The following is a 20,468-nucleotide window of genomic DNA, read 5'->3' on the forward strand; positions in this document are numbered from 1 at the left end:
TCAGTCTCCTTTTCGTAGCCCTGCATAGGCATCCAATGCCCGCTGACGCGCCTGACCGTGATCGACGATCATATTGCCGGCGGCTTCATCATCGGGTTTATGGCCCAGAAAATCAAACAGATCGTCTTCAAATTTACGTTTGGCCTTGGAGGTGCGTGGCTTTTTCAATTCCGGAAAACCGGCAATATTTTCGCGTCGATAATGACCGTCAGGATCGAATTTTTCGGCTTGGGTTATCGGATTGAAGATACGGAAGAATGGCGAGGCGTCGGCACCCGATCCGGCGACCCACTGCCAGTTGGCTGGATTATTGGCGGGATCGGCATCCAGAAGCGTATCCCAGAACCATTGTTCGCCTTTTCGCCAGTCGATCATCAAATGTTTGACCAGAAAAGAAGCGCAGACCATGCGGACGCGATTATGCATAATGCCCGTGCGCCACAGTTCGCGCATACCGGCATCGACCAGGCTATAGCCCGTTTCGCCCCGACACCAGGCTTTGAAGGCGCGGTCATTGTATTCCCACGGCATATCGTCGAATTGCGGTTTGAAGTTCACCTGATGCAGATCGGGTTGCTGATTCAGGATGCCGAAACAGAAATCACGCCACGCCAGTTCGGCCTTGAATTTCTCACACCCCTGACGGAGGCCTGCATGACCGCTGACGGCGCGTTCGAGATCGTACAGAATGCGGTGAGGGCTGATCTCACCGAATCGCAGATGCGGTGACAGATGCGAGGTCAGGTCGAGGTCCGGGCGGTCACGACCTTCGGCGTAGTCTTTCAATCCATGCTCGATGAAGTGCTGAAGGCGGTCATGTGCGCCTTGCTCGCCGGGCGTCCATTGTTCGAACCCCTGCGACCAGTCCTTCCCGGACGGCGGTATTTTCGGGTACAGGCCGAGGCTGTCGATGGTTTGGGAGTGCGGCCATTTGTCCGGCGCGATCCATTTTTTATTCGGCAAGGAAAAGCTACGCCCCTCGAGGTGTCCCTTGGCTTGCAAGGCACGAAAAAAAGGGGTGAAGACCTTGTATGGGCCATCGCTGCCAGTGCGAATATCCGCCGGATCGGCCAGCAGATGCGTATTGAAACCCTTGAATTCTATTGTCTCGGATTGCGCGAATTTCGCATCGAAAAGTTCGCATTTTGGTTCAAAAGTACGGGAGCAAATAACGGTTTTAATTTTATTTTTTAAGATCAGTTGATTTAAAATATCTTTCGTGTCGCCTTGCCGGATAATAAGGCGCGATCCGTGGTCGCGTAACGCGGCCTCGAGCGATGTGAGCGACCGATTAAGCCACCATCGGGATGCAGCACCCATAGGCCTTGCGGCAAAATGATCGTCCTGAATATAGAGTGGGATAATCGGCTGCCCGCTGCGAACGGCTTCGGCGACACCCGCGTGATCGTTAAGGCGCAGGTCACAGCGAAACCACAATAAAACAGCATCGGGCATGTATTCACCTTATCAAAATGAGCTTGTGGCTCATACGCTCTATCCGCAAGGTCTGGATCAGGTAATTCGCTATTGACGGCAACCAAGCGGCGAGACTAAGCCTTTGGCCTCTATCATCCGAGTGCGTTCATGTCTCCGCCGGCCAAACTCAGTGCGTGCATTATCACCAAGAACGAGGCGGACCGCATTGCGGCGTGCCTGCGTGCGATAAATGGACTGGTCGATGAGATCGTGGTCGTCGATTCTGGATCGACCGACGGTACGACCGATATTGCCCGCAATATGGGCGCACAGGTGTTTCACAATGACTGGGTCGGTTACGGACCGCAAAAGCGCTTTTCGGAAGACTGCGCCAGCCACGACTGGATATTGAATCTCGACGCGGACGAGGTGGTAACGCCGGAACTCTATGCGGAAATTAAAGCGCTGATGGCCCAAGGACCGGATTTACCGGCCTATCGTTTCAAACTGCGCAATGTCTATCCCGGAAAATCGAAACCGCGACTATGGGCCGATTTTCACAACTATGTCCGTCTGTACGACCGGCGTAAGGTGCGGTTTCGCGAGTCTCTGGTGCACGATACGGTGGATACAAAAGACGAGCCTGTGGGACAGCTCACAGGCTCGGCGACGCATTTTTCGGCGCGCTCCTATGCGCATATCCGGCAAAAACTCGATTCATATACTAACCTTCAGGCCAAGGCGTTGAAAAAGCCGGCCTGGACGATCTGGCTGCGGTTGCCTTTCGAATATCCGTTCGTTTTTTTACGCTATTTTGTGTTCCGCTGCCACTTCACCGGCGGATGGGATGGGGTGATCTCCAGCCATCTGGCGGCGGAAGCGCGGGTAAAGCGGTTGTTAAAAATTTTGAAAGCTCAGAAGAGCTTAAAAGCACAGTCTGAGTGAGCGGTTTAAGAATGAGTGATGAAAAACCCTCTTTCTGGCAGGATATGGCCTGGCGCTTCGAAGCCCTGGTTTACGACGCCTTTGTAGCTCTGGTGCGAGCCTTGCCGGTGGACACGGCGTCTGATGTCGGTGGATGGCTGCTCCGCCATATAGGTCCGATAACGCCCACCCGGAAACTGGTTCGGCAAAACCTTGATCTGGCCTTTCCGGATAAGGATGACGGATGGAAAGCCCGTGTCATCAAGGCCCAGTGGGATAATCTGGGGCGCACCTTCGCCGAATTTGCGATCATGGACCGTATCCGTATCGGCAATGGCCGGGTGATCGTCGAAAATATGGAGCGGCTCAAGGACATTGCGGCCGGAAACCAGCCGGTCGTCTTTATCTCCGGCCATTTTGCCAATTGGGAAATTATGCCGTCGACGATCGTCGATAGCGGCGTCGAGTGCCAAATGACTTACCGCGCCGCCAATAATCCCTATATCGATGAACGGATCAAGGCAGGGCGTATGCGCTATGGTGTGCGCCTGTTCGCGCCTAAGGGCGGGGATGGAGCCAAGGAACTGCTCATCGCCATGGGTAAGGGCGATTCTGTGGCTCTAATGAACGACCAAAAGTTCAATCGCGGCGTCGAGACGCCGTTTTTCGGACGTTTGGTCGATACGGCACCGGGGCCGACGCGACTGGCCATGCGTTTTGGCACCGTCTTGCAACCTATGACCGTCGTACGTCTTGAGAAGGCGCGCTTTCGCGTCATCGTTCACGATCCCATCGAGGTCGATAATACCGGTCAAAAGGCTCAGGATATCGAAACAACCGTCGCCAAGGTGTCGGCTTTCATCGAGCAGGTGGTTCGCGACCGGCCAGAAGAATGGTTCTGGGTCCATAAGCGCTGGCCCAATGACGCCTATAAACCTGGCACGCCAAAGGCCCCTTAACGGAGCTTCACAATATTTGAAGCCACCAATATTGCCGCGGGCCTTGCAAAACGGCATGATCGTTGTTCCGGCCTTTGACTTTTAAACCCCAGGATGATGCGGCCTTTCATGTTATTTTCGGTCCTCCCTGAATTTAAACGCAAATGGCTGAAAAAGAATCGGCTGGTGACGGCCGGTATCGGTATAGGTGTGTTGATTTCAGCGCTCGGCGTGTCCTGGCTGTGGGGTGACGACATTCTGCGTCACAATCTCGATCCGAAGGTACCGTTCCAGACCTATAAGCGCCCTCCGGCGCCGGATTACCGAACAAAAGCGGCGTGGTTCCTTAATCCGGCACTCGACGGCTATGAAGTCCGGCGCAATCGAAATCATCAAAAGGTCGATGTCTTTTTCGTTCATGCCACCAGCTTCGATGGCGGCAAGGACTGGCTGGGGCCGATCACCGATCCGGCGGCAGCCGCCGAGGTCATACGCACGCAGTTACCGAACTATGCCGCGCCCTTTGCCACAATCGGTTATGTCTATGCGCCTAAATACCGTCAGGCGAGCCTGTATAGCCAATTGACGCAACGCGAGGACGCACGCGAGGCGCGTCAATTCGCCTATGAAGATATCGCAGCGGCCTTCGACGCCTTTTTGATGCAGCGCCGGAATGACCGCGGTTTCGTGGTGGTTGGAATAGAGCAGGGCGGGTTTCTGGTGCAGCGTCTGGTTCAGGAGAGAATTGGTTCCGATGCTGCACTCAAATCGCGTCTGGTGGCAGCCTATTTCATTGAGACGCTTGTAACTGCGGAGGATTATGCGCCCGATACGGCATTTCCTGCCTGCGCCAACCGCGCCCAATCAAGCTGCGTCGTCGCCTATCTGAGCGTTGATTCAGGCCGCCCGGATAAGGCCTTACAGGCGCAACGGCGCGCCATGATCTGGGGCCGGGGCGATATCATAGAGCCGATGGACAAGATAAAGGCCCTCTGCGTCAATCCGCTGACCGGAGGCGCAACACAAGATATGATAGAGGCGCGCCACAGTCTTGGGGCAGCAAACGCTACCGGACTGGAATGGGGGGCGAGTCCCGGTTTGATTTCCCGCAAAACGAGCGCGCGTTGCCGAGGCGAGATTCTATATGTTTCAAAGCCTTCCGGAGATTCTTTTGTAACTTCCGGCTCATGGTCCGATAAGAAAAAGATCCGCAATTACAACCTGTTTTATGGCGATCTTCAGGCTGACATTGCGGAACGCTGGTTCAATTATCAATTCCAGAAAACACGTTAAGTTTTTATTAACCTAGTCGGCCTTATCTGAGATATCCGGGCGCCAATCGAACAGATGCCGCAGGACGTCGAGTGCCTTGCGCCGTTCGACCGGCAAGCGGTCTTCATGCTCGATAATATATTGCGCCTCTTTCGCCGCCATTACGATCAGATCGGCATGTTTGTCAGGATCGACAAAGCGATAGGCGGGAAAGCCGGACTGCCTAGCGCCGAGAATGTCGCCTTCGCCGCGCAGCTTCCAATCCATCTCGGCAATGATAAAGCCATCCTCGGTAGTACGAAGTAGTTCCAGTCGGGCCTTGGCGGTATTACCGAGCGGTAAATCATAAAGCAGGATGCACGCGCTTTGGGCCGCGCCACGCCCCACACGACCGCGCAATTGATGAAGTTGTGCCAACCCGAACCGCTCTGCCTGTTCGATGATGATGATCGAAGCGTTAGGTACATCGATACCGACTTCGACGACCGTTGTCGCACAAAGCAAGGGCAGTTCATCCGACGCAAATCGCGCCACCACCTCTTCCTTGTCCTGCGACGCCATGCGGCCATGCACCAGACCGATTTCACGTCCCAACGCTTCCTGAAGCGAGGCATGGCGAGCTTCGACCGCAATCAGATCGGATTCCTCATTTTCTTCGACCAAAGGGCATATCCAGTAGGCCTGAGACCCGGCGGCAATAGCCGATCTCAGCCGCTGAAAGACGTCCGCCAAACGGGCGCGCGGAATGACCGCCGTGTGGATGGGCTGGCGACCCGCTGGCTTTTCATCAAGCACACTGAGATCGGCTTCCCCATATTGAGTGAGAGCCAGCGTGCGGGGAATGGGCGTCGCCGACATGGACAGGTAGTGGACGCTCTCGCCTTTCAGGAACAGTTTTTGACGCTGCCCCACGCCGAAGCGATGCTGTTCGTCGATGACGCAAAAATGCAGGCTTTTGAAATCGACGCCTTCCTGAAAGACGGCATGAGTCCCGAAGACCATCACGGCGTCGCCATTGGCAACCGCCGATCGTTTGGATTCGCGCTCCTTGCCCTTGTCGCGCCCCGTCATCAAGACTGTGGAAATGCCCAGTTTTTCAAGGATCGGAAGCGATTTTTCATAATGTTGCCGCGCCAGTATTTCTGTCGGCGCCATCATCACGCTTTGATGTCCGGCCTCAGCAACGTCGATCATGGCCATCAGGGCGACCAGCGTCTTGCCTGACCCGACATCGCCCTGGATCAAGCGGTTCATGCGAAACCCGGAACGCAGATCGGCACGAATGTCGGTGAGAGCCCGAACCTGAGCATTTGTGAAACGAAAGGGCAGGGCGTCGATCGCATGTTGCGCCCACACCTGCCGGTCGATCACCAGGGCTTCCGACGCCTGACGGTGCTGCTTGCGCGATTTCATGGCCAGTTGATGGGCCAACGCCTCGTCATAGGCCAACCTCATCCTCGCGGAGAATTCAGGCGAGAGCTCGTTTTCTGCCGTTGGATAATGCGCCGCGCGCAAAGATTCACTGAAACTAGAAATGTTAAGGCGCTGGAGGGTGGTGGCGTCCAGCCATTCGGGCAAGGACGGCACGAGGTTGAGCCCGGCCTCAACAAAGCGCCTCATTAGCCGCGATGACACGGCAGCGGTAGCCGGATAGACGGTTTCGAATAAAGGGATATCTTCTTGCCGGTTAAGCGGCACGACATAATCCGGATGATTAATTTGCAGATTCGAACCGAAACTCTCGACACGTCCGCTAACCCACCGTTGTTCGCCGACCGGGTGCTGAAGCTCAAAGCCGCGAATAGCGTGGAAATAGGTCAGTTGCATCTGGCCGGTGTCGTCATAGACGACGACGCGCTGAGGGCCTTTGCCAGCCGCCTTCTGATAGCTACCGATCGTCACCAGAATCGTCTGGACCTGCCCTGGTCGCGCGTCGGCAATGCGTGTTACCGGCCTGAAAATCAGTTGCGAAGGCAGGGTAAAAATAAGGTCCCGCACATAAGGACCCGTGTGTTTGATAAGATGCGGCGCAATTTTGGGTCCGACCCCTTTCAGGCTGGTCAAAGACGTGTAATAGGGGAACAAAATTTCAGGACGCATAGCGCTCTTTCAAGCATTAAACGGCCTGAAAGAGAAGTGTGATTGCGTCCACAGAGTCGTCCAAAGACGGGAAAACATGACCGATACCTCAGATCATCCCGAAACCGATCCTCAGGCCCGCCTGCGCAAGCTGAGTTTCCGCGCCTGGCGGCGTGGGTTCAAGGAGGCCGATATCATCCTCGGTAATTTTGCCGACGATTATCTGTCCGTCATGACGCCGTCACAACTCGATACATTCGAGGTTCTGCTGGAAGCGCCGGATCACGATCTGTACGGCTGGATTATCGAGCGCGACCCTGTTCCGGATGAGCATCGTTCCGAAATCATGAGCTTACTCAATGCCTATTATAAAAAAGCTTATACAAAAATTTAAGAATAGATGGTCGATTTAACTTCTATCATAAAGCCCGCCGGACACCTTTCGCTGACCGGATGTCCCCCCGGTTACGACAGCCTGATCGCGGCTGATCTCACTCGCTCCCAGGGGCTCGCGATGTTTGTCGCGCGCGACTACGCACGCATGAATGGCGTCGCCGAGGAGTTGGGCTTTTACGCCCCCGATCTGGGTATCATTCGCTTTCCGGCCTGGGACTGTCTGCCCTATGATCGGGTCAGCCCGACGGCGGGGCTGATCGCGCAGCGTATGCACGGGCTGACACGACTACAGGCTCTGTCTGGTGCCAAACCTGCCAAACCCGTCCTTATCCTGACGACAGCCTCGGCACTCAGCCAGAAGGTGCCGCCACGCGAAGCCATGAAGGACAGCTTCCTGTCTCTCAGGCCGGGACAGAGCGTCGATACGAACGAACTCGAAGCCTATTTCACGCGTAACGGCTATAACCGGGTATCGACCGTATCGGAACGCGGTGAATTTGCCGTGCGGGGCGGTATTGTTGATGTGTTTTCGCCTAGCCAATCCGAACCGGTGCGTCTGGATTTCTTCGGAGATACGCTGGAAACGATCCGCAGTTTCGATCCGGAAACCCAGCGCTCTCTAAAACAGGTGACGCAGATCGACTTCATGGCCGTCAGCGAAATCCTGCTCGACGAGAAAAGTATAAGCCGTTTTCGGCAAGGCTATCTGGAAAACTTCGGTGCGCCGGGCGACGATCCCCTCTATGCGGCCGTGTCTTCAGGTATCCGGCGTCAGGGTGTCGAAACCCTGCTGCCGCTGTTTTATAACCACCTCGACAGCGTGTTCGACTATCTGCCGGAAGGGACGCTTATCCTGCTCGACGCTTTGGCAGACGCGGCTTTCGACGAGCGGCAGGCAACGATTATCGATGCCTACGAGTCGCGCAAAGGCTCGATCGATGCCCGCGTCATGGCCAAGGGTGCGGTAAAGCTCGACAGTGGTTACAGGGCCTTGCCACCCGAACGGCTTTATCTCAAGGATAACCAATGGCGTGAGGGATTGACGCGCGGGCGTGTGCGTCAATTCGAGTCGTTTCAGCGCGATGACGCCGGACATGTCGATCTGGGGGCACGTACAGGCCGCAGCTTTGCACCGGAACGTCTTCAGGACAGCGTTAATCTGTTCAGCGCCGTCGCCGAGCATGCCAGGGCTAAGTCAAAGATGGGCAAACGCGTGCTGTTCGCCTCGTGGACCGAAGGGTCTTCAGACCGTCTGGGGGCCATGCTGGCCGACCATGGGCTCGACAAGACCCGACTGGCGAAGGACTATGCCGACGCCGTAGCCTTCGGCGTAGCCGGTACCAAGGCCAAGCCGATCCAGCGCGCCGTCCTGCCACTTGATCAGGGGTATGAGACCGAAGGTCTGGTCGTCATTTCCGAAACGGATATCTTAGGTGATAGGTTGGCCCGCCCGCGTAAGCGACGGAGAGCTAATAATTTTCTGGCCGAAGCCTCATCCTTGTCGATGGGCGATCTGGTCGTGCATATCGAGCATGGCATCGGGCGCTATGAAGGCCTGAAAACCCTTAGTGTCAACGATGCGCCGCACGATTGTCTGGAACTGCAATACGCCGCCGATGCCAAGCTGTACCTGCCGGTAGAAAATATCGACCTGCTGACGCGCTACGGCGCCGATAGCGACAGCGCGCAACTCGACAAGCTGGGTTCGGCCAGTTGGCAGGCGCGCAAATCCAAAGCCAAGGAAAAGCTGCGCGAGATGGCCGACGGCCTGATTCAGCTGGCGGCAGCGCGGGCGCTCAAGGTGGGGCAACAGATCGATCCGCCGTCGGGGCTCTATGACGAGTTTTGCGCTCAGTTTCCCTATGAAGAGACCGAGGACCAACTCAACGCCATCCACGACGTGCTGGAAGACCTCGCCAAGGGGCAGCCGATGGACCGCCTCATCTGCGGCGATGTCGGTTTCGGCAAGACCGAGGTGGCTCTGCGTGCCGCCTTCGTCGTGGCCATGTCGGGTCAGCAAGTGGCGATCATCTGCCCGACCACGCTTCTGGCGCGTCAGCATTTCAAGACGATTTCCCAAAGATTTCAGGGCTGGCCGATCCGCGTCCGTCATCTGTCGCGCATGGTCACCAAGAAGGAAGCCGATGAAACCCGCGATGGTTTAAAAAACGGTGAAGTCGAAGTCGTCATCGGCACCCACGCGCTCCTTGCAGAACAGGTCAGCTTCAAGGATTTGGGCCTTGTAATCGTTGATGAAGAGCAGCATTTCGGCGTCAAGCACAAGGAGAAGCTCAAGAGCTTCCGGGCCGATGTACATATGTTGACCCTGTCGGCAACGCCGATCCCGCGTACCCTGCAAATGGCATTGTCGGGCATCCGCGAAATGTCGATCATCGCCACGCCGCCGGTCGATCGTCTGGCTGTGCGGACCTATGTTTTGCCGTTCGACGGCGTCAGTATTCGCGAAGCCCTGCTGCGGGAAAAATACCGTGGCGGACAAGCCTATTATGTCGTGCCGCGTCTGAAAGATCTGCCGGATGTCGAGCGTTTCCTGCGTGAACAGGTGCCGGAGGTCAGGTTCATCGTAGGTCACGGTCAAATGACGCCGACCCAGCTTGAAGAGGTCATGACGGCCTTCTATGACGGCCAATACGATGTGCTGCTCGCTACGACGATCGTCGAGTCGGGCCTGGATGTACCAACGGCAAATACCCTGATCGTTCATCGCGCCGACATGTTCGGCCTGTCGCAACTCTATCAGATCCGTGGTCGGGTCGGACGGTCCAAGACACGCGCCTTCGCCTATCTGACGACGCAGCCACACCATATCTTAAGCGATGCCTCAGAAAAGCGTCTCAAGGTCTTGCAATCACTTGATAATCTGGGGGCCGGGTTTCAACTGGCCAGTCACGATCTCGACATTCGCGGGGGCGGCAATCTGCTCGGCAATGAACAGTCGGGCCACATCCGCGAAATCGGCGTCGAACTCTATCAACAGATGCTGGAAGACGCGGTGGCTGAATTGCGCAGCCGCAACGATCAGGTCGTCGACGACCGCAGCTGGTCGCCTCAGATCAATGCCGGGGCGGCCATTATGATCCCGGAAGACTATATCCCGGATCTCAATACGCGCCTGTCGCTCTATCGTCGTGTCTCCGAAGCCGAAAAGCGTGAAGACCGAGAAGCGCTGGCGGCCGAACTGATCGACCGTTTCGGGCCGATCCCGGAGGCAGCCGAGCAATTGTTGAAGGTGGTTGGGATCAAAGGCCTGTGCCGTGAAGCCAATGTCGCCAAGATCGATGTCGGGCCGAAAGGCGCGGTCATTACATTCCGGAACGATACCTTCGCCAATCCGATGGGATTAATCGGGCTTATTCAGGCACGTCCGAACGACTGGAAATTGCGTCCGGATCAGAAGCTGCTGGTACGTGGCGAGTGGCCGGAAGCCGCCGCGCGTCTGGTGGCGGCAGAAAAGATCATGACGCAGTTGGCCGGAGTCGCGACAGGTTAAACCGCTTGACCATAGCTGGGACGAATCTGTTCAGCCGCCCGTGTCAGGGCGGCCGATACCGGTTCGTTTTCCAGCATTTCCGCGACGCCGACGTCAAATTCAACCACGAAGGGCGATTTCCCGCTGCCGGCTTCGAAGGCAGTGCAGCCGATTACGGCGCTGATGCGTTCGCCGACGATACGAGCGGCACCTTCGGCGGTCGCGGGCAGGGCAAGGGCGAAGACTTCGGTCGACAACCGACCGGCGGTGTCTTCGGCCCGTACCAGGCGCGAGATCATAGAACCGATCTGCGGCATGGCGCGGTCGAGCGCTTTGCGGGCGCGCGCCTGAGTAATTTCCGGACTCTCGGAAATCTTTAACACACAAACACTCAGAGGGCGGTTGCGTTCAGATGCGGCGTTCGACAGACGCGCCAGATGAGCGGCAAACAGGTCGCGCGTGAACAGGCCTGTGCCCTTATCCATATGCTCGCTATGGTTCAAGGCTTCGAGCGCCTTGCGGATATTGGTCTGGCGGCGGTGAGCACGTGCCAGTCGCATAACCCGATCAGCAATTTCAGCTTCGGAAGCGCCAACGGCCGAGACATCGTTCACCCCACGTAGAAAGGCGTCGCCCAGATCGAGGTCTACCGGCTTTTGCAGACGCAGAAATACCGGGGTGTGATACAGACGTGTATTGCGTCGCATGCCCGATGCAATCGACAGAGGTTCCGAAATCGAGTCGCGACCCCAGAGTATGACGGCGTCAAAAGTCTTGTCGTGCAGATAGTCGAAAGCGGAATAGCTGGTAAAGGCTGCATAGACGTCGGTCCCGTGAGTCCGCAGGGTATGGCTAAGGCCTAAAAAGTCCGGATCGGCCTGACCGACGGAAAGTATGGCCAGCGGCGCCCTATCATCGATGTCAGGGGCAGGAATATTCAGCGATGCAAGCGTTTCACGACGCAGTTCATACTCTTCCTCAGCGACATTGGCGCGAACCATATGCTCCAGACCGAGTAATATTTGCTGAGCATGTGCGTCGCGGCTATAAACCATGTCCCAGCCTGTCGGCACATTATAGGTTCCAGGATCGGTCATCTGAATGATCGGCAGGCGGCGAGGGGCGCACGCCGCGCGAAGTTTCTCGACAAGGTCCAGTGAACAAGCCGGGTGCGCGCCATCGATTAGCACGGCTTCGATCTGAAGATCACCAATACAGGCCAGAGCCGCGTCATCACGATAGGCCGTGATCGTGCGCCAACCCAGACGATCCAGTTCCGCCCCCAGACGTTCAGGCCATTGCTGATCCTTGGCCAGCAGAAGCAGACGCGCCTGAATCGTCAAATGATACGCTCCTCGGGATGCACGATACTATTCGGATGGCAGCAATATAGCGAAAAGTGGCCCGAAAGCCGACAGAGAAAAAAGCTATAGATGATTCTTGTTTTTGATTGGTAAACGCGACACTAAGACAGGCATCAATCCGTAAGGTTGCGCTGGATTTTGAACCGCCAAAATTTATTTAATAGTTCTATTGATTGCAGCATATAATTGTTTTGATTGCAAAAATGCGGCACGTCAATTTGCGCCATTGGATCGTCGGCGAGCAGAACAAACGCTACTTCGGGCCGTTCGTTCATCGCCTTTTTAAGTCGTAAGGTCGGTACCGGACATCTATGCCCTCGCGCGTCGATGACAAATGAAGCAGAATCAACTTTCACGCGTGGCCTCGAAAAGGCTTGGATTGAGTTTTACGGCTTGGTTACTGCCGTCGAATCCCGGCAAAATCAAGTTCTGAGAGGATTTCGCATGCGCCTGCTAATGACAATTGGCTTTCTGATCAGTCTGGTTTTGCCCGCTCAGGCCCAGATCGTGCCTGATCTCTATGCCAAAATTCGCCTCGCTGGATTTGAAAACCCCGTCGAACTGCGCCGATCGGGCAACAAGACGCGCATCGACATCGTTTCTGGGGGCATCTTGCAAACCTATATCGCCGATCAGGACCGCGGGCTATTGATCAGCCTTGTGGCGGCTGGCGGCAAACGCACGGCATTGGTATTTCCTCTCGACCGGGCCCCGGCTCTGCTGCCGTTGCCGATCGATCTGATGACATTGCAAGACCGGGGTGCAACATTGAAGCCTATCGGCTCGTCGCTTCAGGCAGGACAAGCTTGCCGACTGATCGAATTCAAGGGTTACCTGAATCAGGCGGGGGTGGTCTGCGTGGATACGAGCGGCGTGATTCTGCAAATGACGCAGAAAGGACGTGGCACACCCTTATTTGAAGTCGCCGCTCTGGCTTCGGGACCGCAGGATGCTAAATGGTTCGTCATTCCGTCCGACTATCAAACCGTCGCCTTGCCTGCCATCGGTGGTGCGGCGGCGCGGGGTGAAATGCAAGGCTTGAATTCCGAAAAACCTTCTGAAAAGCCACCGGTAAAATCACCGTTTCGGGATAAGAAATAGCCAGATTTCAATCTACACCGAGACGTATAAATTCCAGAAAACTTGAATCGTCTTGTGCGGCAGCCAGTGTAAGGCGCAAGACTTCGCCTCGGACGCGGTCTTTCTCCTCAAGGCCGGCCTTCATATCCGACAGGCTAAGGTCAAGATAATGCCGAAGCGATTGCTGCTCTATATCGCTCAACCCGATGGCCATAGGCTTTCATCCGTTCTGCTACTGTCGCCATTAGTCTGAGCCAGTTCAGATGGCTCTGTGCGCACGAATGTCAGAACGCTGGCGTCGTCGGCTGCCGCAGCCGTAATAACGTGCTCAAGATCGGCGCGCGCCTTGTATTGGTCGATATGACCGCTGCGAAAAGCTTCTAGCAGCGTATCGATATACCGGTTCAAGGCCTTGATATCATCGTCATTCAGAGTAAGAGCCATGTCGTTTCCCTAAACCGGTAGCCGACGGTAGATCGCCGTCATGGCCACGGCGACGGTCAGGCCGGTCAATGCCGCCACGGCCCATCCGGCGGGTGTAAGGCCCGGATTGACGTATCGATGGCTCAATCGCTCGGCTTCGTGCATGCGGTCGGAAAGAGTGCTTTGCGCGTCAACCATAGGGGTCTCCCTTGCAACCCAGCAAAGGTATCAGGCCTCGTGTAAAAATAAGCCGTCGCGGAGCGGTATAGGGATAAAAAGACGGTAAGGGGTGGCGGACAGAGTGAGATTCGAACTCACGGTAGGCTTCCACCTACGGCGGTTTTCAAGACCGCTGCCTTAAACCACTCGGCCATCTGTCCATCAGGAGTGGGATGGCGTTCTTAGCTTGCGACATTGGCTTTGCCAAGGGGCGCAAAAAGAATTTGCGTTCAGATATTCGCCTTAACCAAGATTTTTCAAATTCTGTTTAGGCTGAACTTGTCGGCTCCAAAAGGTGAGTCGCTTTTCGGAAAAGCCGCCATGTGCCGCACACCATTCCCAATCCGAAAACCAAACGGCCTTCTGCTGGCCGTGTCTGCTCTTGTGTTGCTGACGGCCTGTGCGGGGCCGCGGACGAAGTTCAACGGCGGTGTCTCCGACCCTAAGGTGGCCGCCGATACTCAGTATAAAAGTGCCAATCTAAGGCCCTATAAGATCCGCGGTGAAACCTATAAGCCCTACATCCCCGACAAGGGCGATACGCTGACGGGTGTGGCGAGTTGGTACGGCGCAGAATCGGGGAATATGACCGCCAATGGCGAGCGGTTCGACCCGAACGCCATCTCTGCCGCCCACAAAACATGGCCGTTGCCGTCGGTCGTCGAGGTAACGAACCTCGATAACGGGCGTACAATCCGGTTGCGACTGAACGATCGGGGGCCGTTTGTCGATGATCGGCTGATAGATTTGTCCAAAGGCGCGGCCAAAGCCCTGGGGGTTTATGAAACCGGTACGGCGCGCGTCAGGCTCAAATTCGTCGGCCCGGCGGAGTCTGCGGCCAAGGCCACCTATGCCGAAGCCCCCAGGCGTTCTGATGACGAGGACCGTCAGTATCGCGTCCAGATCGGGGCGTTTTCGGAACGAGACAACGCCGAACGCGTCAAGAATGCGCTCAATGGCCGCATTGATAAGGCGCGCGGCCTGTACGTGGTCTATCTGGGGCCGTTCAAAGGCGCACAAAAAGCCGAACTACGCCGGCAGGAAGTTTTGGCCGCCGGTTACTTCGACGCGATTTTGACGCGGATCGATTAGATTGAGCTTGTGTTAGGGGCGGGAATTGCCGATTTATCCCTGTCATGAGCGGACGATTCATCACATTTGAAGGCGGCGAGGGCGCCGGCAAATCAACGCAGGTAAAAGCGCTGGTGACCCGGTTGCGCGAGCAAGGGCTTGAGGTCGTCCAGACGCGCGAACCGGGCGGTTCCGGTGGTGCCGAAGCCCTGCGCGATCTGCTGGTCAACGGTGATGCGGGACGCTGGTCGCCGGTATCGGAAACCCTGATGATGTATGCGGCGCGCGCCAACCATCTGGAGCAGGTCATACGACCGGCGCTGGCGCGTGGCGCGTGGGTGGTCTGCGATCGCTTCGCCGACTCGACTCGCGCCTATCAAGGCGCAGGCGGCGGGGTGACGGCCGAATTTATCGAACAACTGGATCAAACCGTCGTCGGCGACACGCAGCCCGACCTGACGATCGTCATGGACATGCCGGTCGAAGCCGGACTGGCCCGCGCTCTGTCACGCGGCGGCGAAGAAAATCGCTTCGAGTCAAAGGGGCTGGCCTTTCACGAGCGGCTCAGGCAGGGTTTTATTGCCCGCGCGGCGACCGATAGACAGCGTTATCGGGTCATCGACGCCGACCGCCCCATCGAGACCCTGACGGCAGATATATGGGCAGTGGTTGCGGGGGCCTTTCCGGCTTTGAAGGGGGCTTGAAATGGCGGAAGAGGAAGACAACCGCGTAGCGCATCCGCGGGCCGTATTCGACCTGATAAATGCCGAGCCCCAGGAGCACGCGTTTCTCGAAGCCTTGTCGCGGGGGCGATTGCATCATGCTTGGCTGCTGTGCGGGGCTGAGGGGGTCGGCAAGGCGACCTTTGCCTATCGGGCGGCGCGTTACCTCATGGGACATGAACGCGACCGGGGTTACGGTATGCTGGGGATGTCGCCGGAAGATGCCGATGCGCGCCTTATCACGGCGCAGTCTCACCCCGACCTGCTGGTGCTGGAGCGCGAAGAAAAAGATGGCAAGACTCGCAAGAATATCACCGTCGATGCCGTGCGCGAAGTCGGCGAGTTCTTTTCCAAGGCGCCGTCGCGCTCGGCCTATCGCGTCTGCATCGTCGATGCTGTCGATGACCTGAATATCAACTCAGCCAATGCCTTGTTGAAAATTCTTGAGGAGCCCCCTGAACGCGGCATCCTGTTTTTGATATCGCATTCGCCCGGTAAATTGCTGCCGACCATCCGGTCGCGCTGCCGACGTCTGGGTTTTTCGCCGTGGGACGATGCCTTGGTGCATCGCTTTGTCGAAAGCCGCACGGAGTTACCCGAAGAAACACTTGAGCGGCTGGTGGTGATGGCCAAGGGCTCGCCGGGACGCGCTCTGCGACTATGGGAAGACGGAGCGCTTGAGATGGATGAGCTTGCGGCGAAATTGCTGTCGAAAACGCCCCCTTCGCGGTTCGAGCTTTTGCCGCTGATGACCCTTTTCAAGACCAATAACAGCAAGATCGATGGGCCGAAGAAGTTCAGTCAGTTTATCAATGCCCTGAGCGAACGGGTGCGCGATCAAGCTCTGAGCGCCGATGTACCCTCACGGGGCAAGATGTGGTCTGAGCTATGGACGCGACTGAACGTCGTTCTGCCTGAAACGGAAGGCGTCAACCTCGACCGCGGTGAATATTTCTGGTCTATCATCAAAGAGATACGGGCGATTAATTAAACTGTTTTATGAGGTTCTGTTTTGCTTATCGATAGTCACGTCAACCTCCACGCGCCGCAATACGATGAGGATCGTCAAGCGGTAATCGACCGCGCGCGTGTAGCCGGGGTTGGCTTGATGGTCAATATTAGCGATCGGGTGTCGAATTTCGAGGCGGTCTATGCGCTGGCGGCGGACAATGCCGACATCTGGGCGACGGTGGGAACGCATCCGCACGAGTCGCGCGAAAATCCGGACTTGACCGTGGCGGATCTGTTGGCGCTAGCCGAGCACCCGAAGATCGTGGGCATTGGCGAATGCGGGCTGGATTTCCATTACGACTTCAGCCCACGCGATGTTCAGGCGGCGGTGTTCCGCACCCATGTCAATGCCGCGCGCGACAGCGGTCTGCCGCTGGTCGTCCATACGCGTGAAGCCGACGATGTGATGTGGGACATTCTCAGCGAAGAACATGAACGTGGACCATTCACCTTCCTGCTCCACTGCTATACGTCGGGTGCAGACCTAGCGCGTAAGGCGGCGCATATCGGTGCTTATTTCTCGGTTTCAGGAATAGCGACCTTCAAGGCGGCGCAGGATGTACGCGATATCATCGCCGAAATGCCCGCCGATCGCATCATCGTCGAGACAGACTGCCCTTATCTGGCGCCGATTCCGATGCGCGGGCGACGCAATGAGCCGGCCTATGTGACCCACGTCTACGATAAATTGGCGGAAATTCGGGGCTGGACGCGCGAGGAGACGATTACCCGCACGACGAATGCCTTTTACGACCTATTTGATCGGATACCGCGCCCATGACCCGGATACTGAAAACGACGATCCTGGGGTCTGGATGCTCGACCGGCGTGCCGCGTGCCGATGGCTATTGGGGTCGGTGTGATCCGGAAAATCCCAAAAACCGCCGTAGCCGCTGTTCGGCCCTGTTTCAGGCATTCGATACGTCAAATCCGACCCAGACCACCAATATCGTCGTCGATACATCCCCCGACTTTCGCACTCAAATCATGCAGACGGGTATCAAGCACCTCGACGCGGTCTTGTGGACGCACGATCACGCCGACCAGACGCACGGCATCGACGACATGCGGGCTTTTGCCTTACTCAACAAAATGCAGGTACCCGGCTATATGGATGCGGCGACCTATGAGGGGCTGACGTCGCGGTTCAGTTACGTCTTTACGGGCAAGATGGGATATCCGCCGATTTGCGACCCCCGCCGCGTGCCGGATTTCGGTGCAACGTGGTTTCTGAGCGGGGTGGGCGGCGAAGTAGGGGTAAAGACTTTCGATCAGGCACATGGGCCGATCCGGTCGGTAGGGTACCGTATCGGTGATGTCGCCTATTCCAGCGACATCAGCGGATTGCCGGAAGACAGCTTTGGCATTTTGGACGGCATTCGCGTGTGGATCGTAGATGCTCTGAGATATCAGCCACATCCGACCCATGCGCATCTGGAACTGGCGCTGGAGTGGGCGGCACGCGTGCGCCCTGAACGGACGATTCTGACCAATCTGCATCAGGATATGGATTACGAGGAATTGAAGGCGCAACTGCCCGATGGCGTCGAAGTCGCCTATGATCAGATGATCATCGACATCGAAATGTGAGAGAAGCCTGTTCGGGGTGGTTAAACAGGCAAAAGCTTAGAGAAAAAATTTAAAGTAAATTTAAAACACACTTTAATGAACAGGCCACCCCGAACCCGTCTACAAAATCACAGGACAAAACCCCTGTCACGTGACAATTTGCTGCTACGCGGGGTAAAGGTGTGAAGATTGGCAAAAAAGACACACACAACGGCGGTATAAAATTTTTCTTTGTTGAAAAATAATGCTTTTTAAGCATTTTAAAAAATGCTGCAATGCGGCGCAATTGTTACGGCAATGTGATCAGACACACGGCCTGGGCCGCCAGACCTTCTTCCCGTCCGGTAAAACCCATCTTTTCGGTCGTTGTTGCCTTGACGCTCACCTGATCGAGGCGCGTGCCGGTTATTTGGGCCAGACGCTCACACATGGCTTCGCGGTGGGGTTTGATCTTGGGCCGTTCGCAGATCAGGGTGACGTCGAGATTGACGATCTCACCTCCCTTGTTGCGGATCAGGTCGCAGGCGTGTTTCAGGAACAGATCGGACGATGCGCCTTTCCATTGCGGATCGGTGGGCGGGAAATGATCGCCGATGTCGCCCAGACCGGCGGCGCCGAGCAGCGCATCGGTAAGCGCATGCAAGCCTGCATCCGCATCGGAATGGCCGATAAGGGTTTGATCGTGGACGATTTCAACCCCGCAAAGCCAGACGCTTTCGCCCGGCCCCCAGCGGTGCGCGTCGAAACCCTGACCGATACGCATCCGGGTAGGGGACATGAAGGCCTCCAGCACTTTGAAATCTTCGGGGTAGGTCAGTTTTTGCAAACGGGCGGCGCCTTCGACGATCTCGACCCGGATACCGGCGCGATCGGCGACCATGGCCTCATCGGTGGCCTCTTCGTCCGCAGGCCAGGCGGCATAGGCGTCGGTAATATCGCCGAACCGGAACGCCTGAGGCGTCTGGGCGCGCCACAGATCTGTGCGCGCCGGGGCATCAACGATGAGCGCACCGTCGGCTTTTTTCAGCGAGTCAGTTACGGGTAGGGCCAGAATAGCAGCGGGCGCCGTTTGCAGGCGCTGTCTTAAGGCCTCAATTAATTCAAAGGTGAGCAATGGCCGCGCCGCGTCATGCACCATCACGATGTCCGCCATCGCAGCAATGTCCCTCAGGGCGTCCAGCCCGTTCTGCACCGATTGCGCGCGCGACGTACCGCCTGTGGCGAGACGTACGGGCATATCTGTGAGGACAAGTCTCGCCTGGTCGAGGTCTTCGGCAGGGACAACAACGACGATTTCACCAGCGTCCGCCGCCGCAAAGGCATCGATGGACCAGCGCAGGACGGGCTTGCCGCCGAGCGGCATCCATTGTTTCTTGCCGCCGGATCTCTGACCCGAACCGCCGGCGACGATGATCGCGTGGAATGTCATGCGTCACCCATAGCGACACCGCGCCCATTGCGCAAAGCCCTTTTCACGGCTATTTCGCCCCTATGAGCTATAAAGGTTTGAAAATCGGAGATGTCGAGATCGGCGGGCGGGCGCTTATTGCGCCGATGACCGGCGTGTCGGACCTGCCGTTCCGTAAGATGGCCTCGAAGCTGGGGGCCGTCTACGCGGCAACTGAAATGGTCGCTTGTGCCGAACTGGAGCGCGGAAGACCCGATGTCGTGCGCAAGGCACAACTGGGCGACCATGCCGGGCTCAAGATCGTGCAACTGATCGGCCGAGATGAAGCCTTTATAGCGCGCGGAGCGGCCTTGGCGGAGGCGGCGGGAGCGGATATCATCGACCTCAACTTCGGCTGTCCGGCCAAGGAAGTCACCGGCGTGCTGTGCGGATCGGCCCTGATGCGCGAACCTGATACGGCGGCGCGTCTGATGGAGGCTGCGGTCACGGCGACGAAACGCCCGGTGACGGTCAAGATGCGTATGGGCTGGGACGATAATAGCCGCAACGCCGCCGATCTGGCGCGGCGGGCCGAAGCTATTGGTATTCAGGCGGTGACCGTCCACGGTCGCACGCGGCAGCAATTCTACAAAGGCGAAGCGGACTGGGCTTTTGTGAAAACGGTCAAAGCCGCCGTATGCATACCCGTCATCGTCAACGGCGACATTACCGATGGCGATCGCGCCAAGGACGCTTTGGCGCAATCGGGGGCCGACGGGCTGATGATAGGGCGCGGTGTCTACGGGCGTCCGTGGCTGGCGGCGCAACTCGACGCCAGCCTTAATGGCGAGAGTGCAGATGCTCCTACAACTGCCCAACGACTGGATATTGTTGTAGAGCAGTTGCACGACAGCCTGAGCTTCTATGGCAGTGTGCTGGGGCTGAAAATGTTCAAGAAGCACTTGGGCTGGTATATCGAGGCCAGCGATTATCATCCCGATCCCATCGTTCGGCGTCAGGACAAGGCCCGGTTGTGCCGGTTCGATGATGTACACATCGTGGAACGCGAACTGCGCATCCTGATGATCTAAAAGCATAAAATATTGC

The 20,468-nt window shown here is 56.9% G+C and carries 20 protein-coding genes and 1 tRNA gene; 12 read left to right on the forward strand and 9 right to left on the reverse strand.

Annotation, left to right across the window (positions count from 1 at the left end; translation table 11 throughout):
• Complete coding sequence (locus AEYBE204_RS38180) at positions 1-1,455, reverse strand: deoxyribodipyrimidine photo-lyase (RefSeq protein WP_023463934.1); 1,455 nt, start codon at positions 1,453-1,455, stop codon at positions 1-3.
• Between the two features lie 129 nt (positions 1,456-1,584).
• Between AEYBE204_RS38180 and AEYBE204_RS38185 the strand changes: the two genes are divergently transcribed.
• The 3 genes from AEYBE204_RS38185 (at position 1,585) to AEYBE204_RS38195 (ending at position 4,571) form a co-directional block, all read left to right on the forward strand.
• Positions 1,585-2,361, forward strand: a complete 777-nt coding sequence (locus AEYBE204_RS38185) for a glycosyltransferase family 2 protein (protein WP_023463935.1) — start codon at positions 1,585-1,587, stop codon at positions 2,359-2,361.
• Positions 2,362-2,372: 11 nt separating this feature from the next.
• Complete coding sequence (locus AEYBE204_RS38190) at positions 2,373-3,299, forward strand: lysophospholipid acyltransferase family protein (protein WP_023463936.1); 927 nt, start codon at positions 2,373-2,375, stop codon at positions 3,297-3,299.
• Between the two features lie 108 nt (positions 3,300-3,407).
• The gene (locus AEYBE204_RS38195) at positions 3,408-4,571 is read left to right on the forward strand and encodes a DUF3089 domain-containing protein (RefSeq protein ID WP_023463937.1); all 1,164 of its coding nucleotides are present in this window, start codon (positions 3,408-3,410) and stop codon (positions 4,569-4,571) included.
• 12 nt (positions 4,572-4,583) lie between these two features.
• Here the strand turns inward: AEYBE204_RS38195 and recG are convergent, their stop codons facing one another.
• Positions 4,584-6,650 (reverse strand): ATP-dependent DNA helicase RecG, encoded by a 2,067-nt coding sequence (recG, locus tag AEYBE204_RS38200; RefSeq protein ID WP_023463938.1) that lies wholly within the window; start codon positions 6,648-6,650, stop codon positions 4,584-4,586.
• A 76-nt stretch (positions 6,651-6,726) separates the two neighbouring features.
• Between recG and AEYBE204_RS38205 the strand changes: the two genes are divergently transcribed.
• Positions 6,727-7,023 carry a succinate dehydrogenase assembly factor 2 gene (locus AEYBE204_RS38205; protein ID WP_023463939.1) on the forward strand — a complete coding sequence of 99 codons (297 nt, stop codon included), beginning with the start codon at positions 6,727-6,729 and terminating at the stop codon, positions 7,021-7,023.
• A gap of 6 nt (positions 7,024-7,029) precedes the next feature.
• Positions 7,030-10,536 (forward strand): transcription-repair coupling factor, encoded by a 3,507-nt coding sequence (gene mfd / locus AEYBE204_RS38210; RefSeq protein WP_031231547.1) that lies wholly within the window; start codon positions 7,030-7,032, stop codon positions 10,534-10,536.
• Here mfd and AEYBE204_RS38215 read toward each other — a convergent pair.
• Together AEYBE204_RS38215 and AEYBE204_RS40125 are read right to left on the reverse strand one after the other, a co-directional pair.
• Positions 10,533-11,858, reverse strand: a complete 1,326-nt coding sequence (locus tag AEYBE204_RS38215; protein ID WP_023463941.1) for a diguanylate cyclase domain-containing protein — start codon at positions 11,856-11,858, stop codon at positions 10,533-10,535. The two genes, mfd and AEYBE204_RS38215, sit on opposite strands and share 4 nt — an antisense overlap.
• A gap of 134 nt (positions 11,859-11,992) precedes the next feature.
• Complete coding sequence (locus AEYBE204_RS40125; RefSeq protein WP_155908497.1) at positions 11,993-12,235, reverse strand: sulfurtransferase TusA family protein; 243 nt, start codon at positions 12,233-12,235, stop codon at positions 11,993-11,995.
• On the opposite strand from AEYBE204_RS40125, the gene AEYBE204_RS38220 reads away from it, so the two are divergent.
• Positions 12,207-12,980 carry a hypothetical protein gene (locus AEYBE204_RS38220; RefSeq protein ID WP_235068270.1) on the forward strand — a complete coding sequence of 258 codons (774 nt, stop codon included), beginning with the start codon at positions 12,207-12,209 and terminating at the stop codon, positions 12,978-12,980. The two genes, AEYBE204_RS40125 and AEYBE204_RS38220, sit on opposite strands and share 29 nt — an antisense overlap.
• Positions 12,981-12,987: 7 nt before the next feature.
• Here AEYBE204_RS38220 and AEYBE204_RS38225 read toward each other — a convergent pair whose 3' ends face one another.
• The 4 genes from AEYBE204_RS38225 to AEYBE204_RS38235 form a co-directional block, all read right to left on the reverse strand.
• Positions 12,988-13,173 (reverse strand): hypothetical protein, encoded by a 186-nt coding sequence (locus AEYBE204_RS38225; protein WP_023463943.1) that lies wholly within the window; start codon positions 13,171-13,173, stop codon positions 12,988-12,990.
• Positions 13,158-13,403, reverse strand: a complete 246-nt coding sequence (locus AEYBE204_RS38230; RefSeq protein WP_023463944.1) for a hypothetical protein — start codon at positions 13,401-13,403, stop codon at positions 13,158-13,160. The genes AEYBE204_RS38225 and AEYBE204_RS38230 overlap by 16 nt, the downstream gene beginning before the upstream one ends.
• A 9-nt stretch (positions 13,404-13,412) precedes the next feature.
• Positions 13,413-13,580 (reverse strand): hypothetical protein, encoded by a 168-nt coding sequence (locus tag AEYBE204_RS40480; RefSeq protein ID WP_023463945.1) that lies wholly within the window; start codon positions 13,578-13,580, stop codon positions 13,413-13,415.
• A 92-nt stretch (positions 13,581-13,672) separates the two neighbouring features.
• A tRNA-Ser gene (locus AEYBE204_RS38235) sits at positions 13,673-13,762 on the reverse strand.
• Between the two features lie 211 nt (positions 13,763-13,973).
• Here AEYBE204_RS38235 and AEYBE204_RS38240 point away from each other — a divergent pair.
• Genes AEYBE204_RS38240 through AEYBE204_RS38260 form a run of 5 tightly spaced genes read left to right on the forward strand, consistent with a single transcriptional unit; the run spans position 13,974 to position 17,995 of the window.
• Positions 13,974-14,693 (forward strand): SPOR domain-containing protein, encoded by a 720-nt coding sequence (locus tag AEYBE204_RS38240; protein ID WP_235068273.1) that lies wholly within the window; start codon positions 13,974-13,976, stop codon positions 14,691-14,693.
• Between the two features lie 44 nt (positions 14,694-14,737).
• Positions 14,738-15,376 carry a dTMP kinase gene (gene tmk / locus AEYBE204_RS38245; RefSeq protein WP_023463947.1) on the forward strand — a complete coding sequence of 213 codons (639 nt, stop codon included), beginning with the start codon at positions 14,738-14,740 and terminating at the stop codon, positions 15,374-15,376.
• 1 nt (position 15,377) lies between these two features.
• Positions 15,378-16,385: a DNA polymerase III subunit delta' gene (locus AEYBE204_RS38250; protein ID WP_023463948.1), complete on the forward strand. Its 1,008-nt coding sequence runs from the start codon at positions 15,378-15,380 to the stop codon at positions 16,383-16,385.
• A gap of 21 nt (positions 16,386-16,406) precedes the next feature.
• Positions 16,407-17,186, forward strand: a complete 780-nt coding sequence (locus AEYBE204_RS38255) for a TatD family hydrolase (protein ID WP_031231552.1) — start codon at positions 16,407-16,409, stop codon at positions 17,184-17,186.
• The gene (locus AEYBE204_RS38260; protein WP_023463950.1) at positions 17,183-17,995 is read left to right on the forward strand and encodes an MBL fold metallo-hydrolase; all 813 of its coding nucleotides are present in this window, start codon (positions 17,183-17,185) and stop codon (positions 17,993-17,995) included. The genes AEYBE204_RS38255 and AEYBE204_RS38260 overlap by 4 nt, the downstream gene beginning before the upstream one ends.
• Before the next feature lie 268 nt (positions 17,996-18,263).
• Here AEYBE204_RS38260 and AEYBE204_RS38265 read toward each other — a convergent pair whose 3' ends face one another.
• On the reverse strand, positions 18,264-19,403 hold the full coding sequence (locus AEYBE204_RS38265; RefSeq protein WP_023463951.1) for a bifunctional 2-C-methyl-D-erythritol 4-phosphate cytidylyltransferase/2-C-methyl-D-erythritol 2,4-cyclodiphosphate synthase: 1,140 nt from the start codon (positions 19,401-19,403) through the stop codon (positions 18,264-18,266).
• Positions 19,404-19,465: 62 nt separating this feature from the next.
• On the opposite strand from AEYBE204_RS38265, the gene dusB reads away from it, so the two are divergent.
• A complete protein-coding gene (gene dusB / locus AEYBE204_RS38270; protein WP_023463952.1) occupies positions 19,466-20,452 on the forward strand; it encodes a tRNA dihydrouridine synthase DusB in 987 nt (328 codons plus the stop codon).
• The last annotated feature ends 16 nt before the right edge of the window (positions 20,453-20,468 follow it).

The organism is Asticcacaulis sp. YBE204, assembly GCF_000495855.1.
GTDB lineage: Bacteria > Pseudomonadota > Alphaproteobacteria > Caulobacterales > Caulobacteraceae > Asticcacaulis.

What these genes read in the sequence shown, in the direction of transcription:
- AEYBE204_RS38180 (WP_023463934.1), bottom strand. Translation starts at nt 1,455, where the DNA reads ATGCCCGATGCTGTTTTATTGTGGTTTCGCTGTGACCTGCGCCTTAAC.
- AEYBE204_RS38185 (WP_023463935.1), top strand. Translation starts at nt 1,585, where the DNA reads ATGTCTCCGCCGGCCAAACTCAGTGCGTGCATTATCACCAAGAACGAG.
- AEYBE204_RS38190 (WP_023463936.1), top strand. Translation starts at nt 2,373, where the DNA reads ATGAGTGATGAAAAACCCTCTTTCTGGCAGGATATGGCCTGGCGCTTC.
- AEYBE204_RS38195 (WP_023463937.1), top strand. Translation starts at nt 3,408, where the DNA reads ATGTTATTTTCGGTCCTCCCTGAATTTAAACGCAAATGGCTGAAAAAG.
- recG (WP_023463938.1), bottom strand. Translation starts at nt 6,650, where the DNA reads ATGCGTCCTGAAATTTTGTTCCCCTATTACACGTCTTTGACCAGCCTG.
- AEYBE204_RS38205 (WP_023463939.1), top strand. Translation starts at nt 6,727, where the DNA reads ATGACCGATACCTCAGATCATCCCGAAACCGATCCTCAGGCCCGCCTG.
- mfd (WP_031231547.1), top strand. Translation starts at nt 7,030, where the DNA reads ATGGTCGATTTAACTTCTATCATAAAGCCCGCCGGACACCTTTCGCTG.
- AEYBE204_RS38220 (WP_235068270.1), top strand. Translation starts at nt 12,207, where the DNA reads ATGACAAATGAAGCAGAATCAACTTTCACGCGTGGCCTCGAAAAGGCT.
- AEYBE204_RS38225 (WP_023463943.1), bottom strand. Translation starts at nt 13,173, where the DNA reads ATGGCCATCGGGTTGAGCGATATAGAGCAGCAATCGCTTCGGCATTAT.
- AEYBE204_RS38230 (WP_023463944.1), bottom strand. Translation starts at nt 13,403, where the DNA reads ATGGCTCTTACTCTGAATGACGATGATATCAAGGCCTTGAACCGGTAT.
- AEYBE204_RS40480 (WP_023463945.1), bottom strand. Translation starts at nt 13,580, where the DNA reads ATGGTTGACGCGCAAAGCACTCTTTCCGACCGCATGCACGAAGCCGAG.
- tmk (WP_023463947.1), top strand. Translation starts at nt 14,738, where the DNA reads ATGAGCGGACGATTCATCACATTTGAAGGCGGCGAGGGCGCCGGCAAA.
- AEYBE204_RS38250 (WP_023463948.1), top strand. Translation starts at nt 15,378, where the DNA reads ATGGCGGAAGAGGAAGACAACCGCGTAGCGCATCCGCGGGCCGTATTC.
- AEYBE204_RS38260 (WP_023463950.1), top strand. Translation starts at nt 17,183, where the DNA reads ATGACCCGGATACTGAAAACGACGATCCTGGGGTCTGGATGCTCGACC.
- AEYBE204_RS38265 (WP_023463951.1), bottom strand. Translation starts at nt 19,403, where the DNA reads ATGACATTCCACGCGATCATCGTCGCCGGCGGTTCGGGTCAGAGATCC.
- dusB (WP_023463952.1), top strand. Translation starts at nt 19,466, where the DNA reads ATGAGCTATAAAGGTTTGAAAATCGGAGATGTCGAGATCGGCGGGCGG.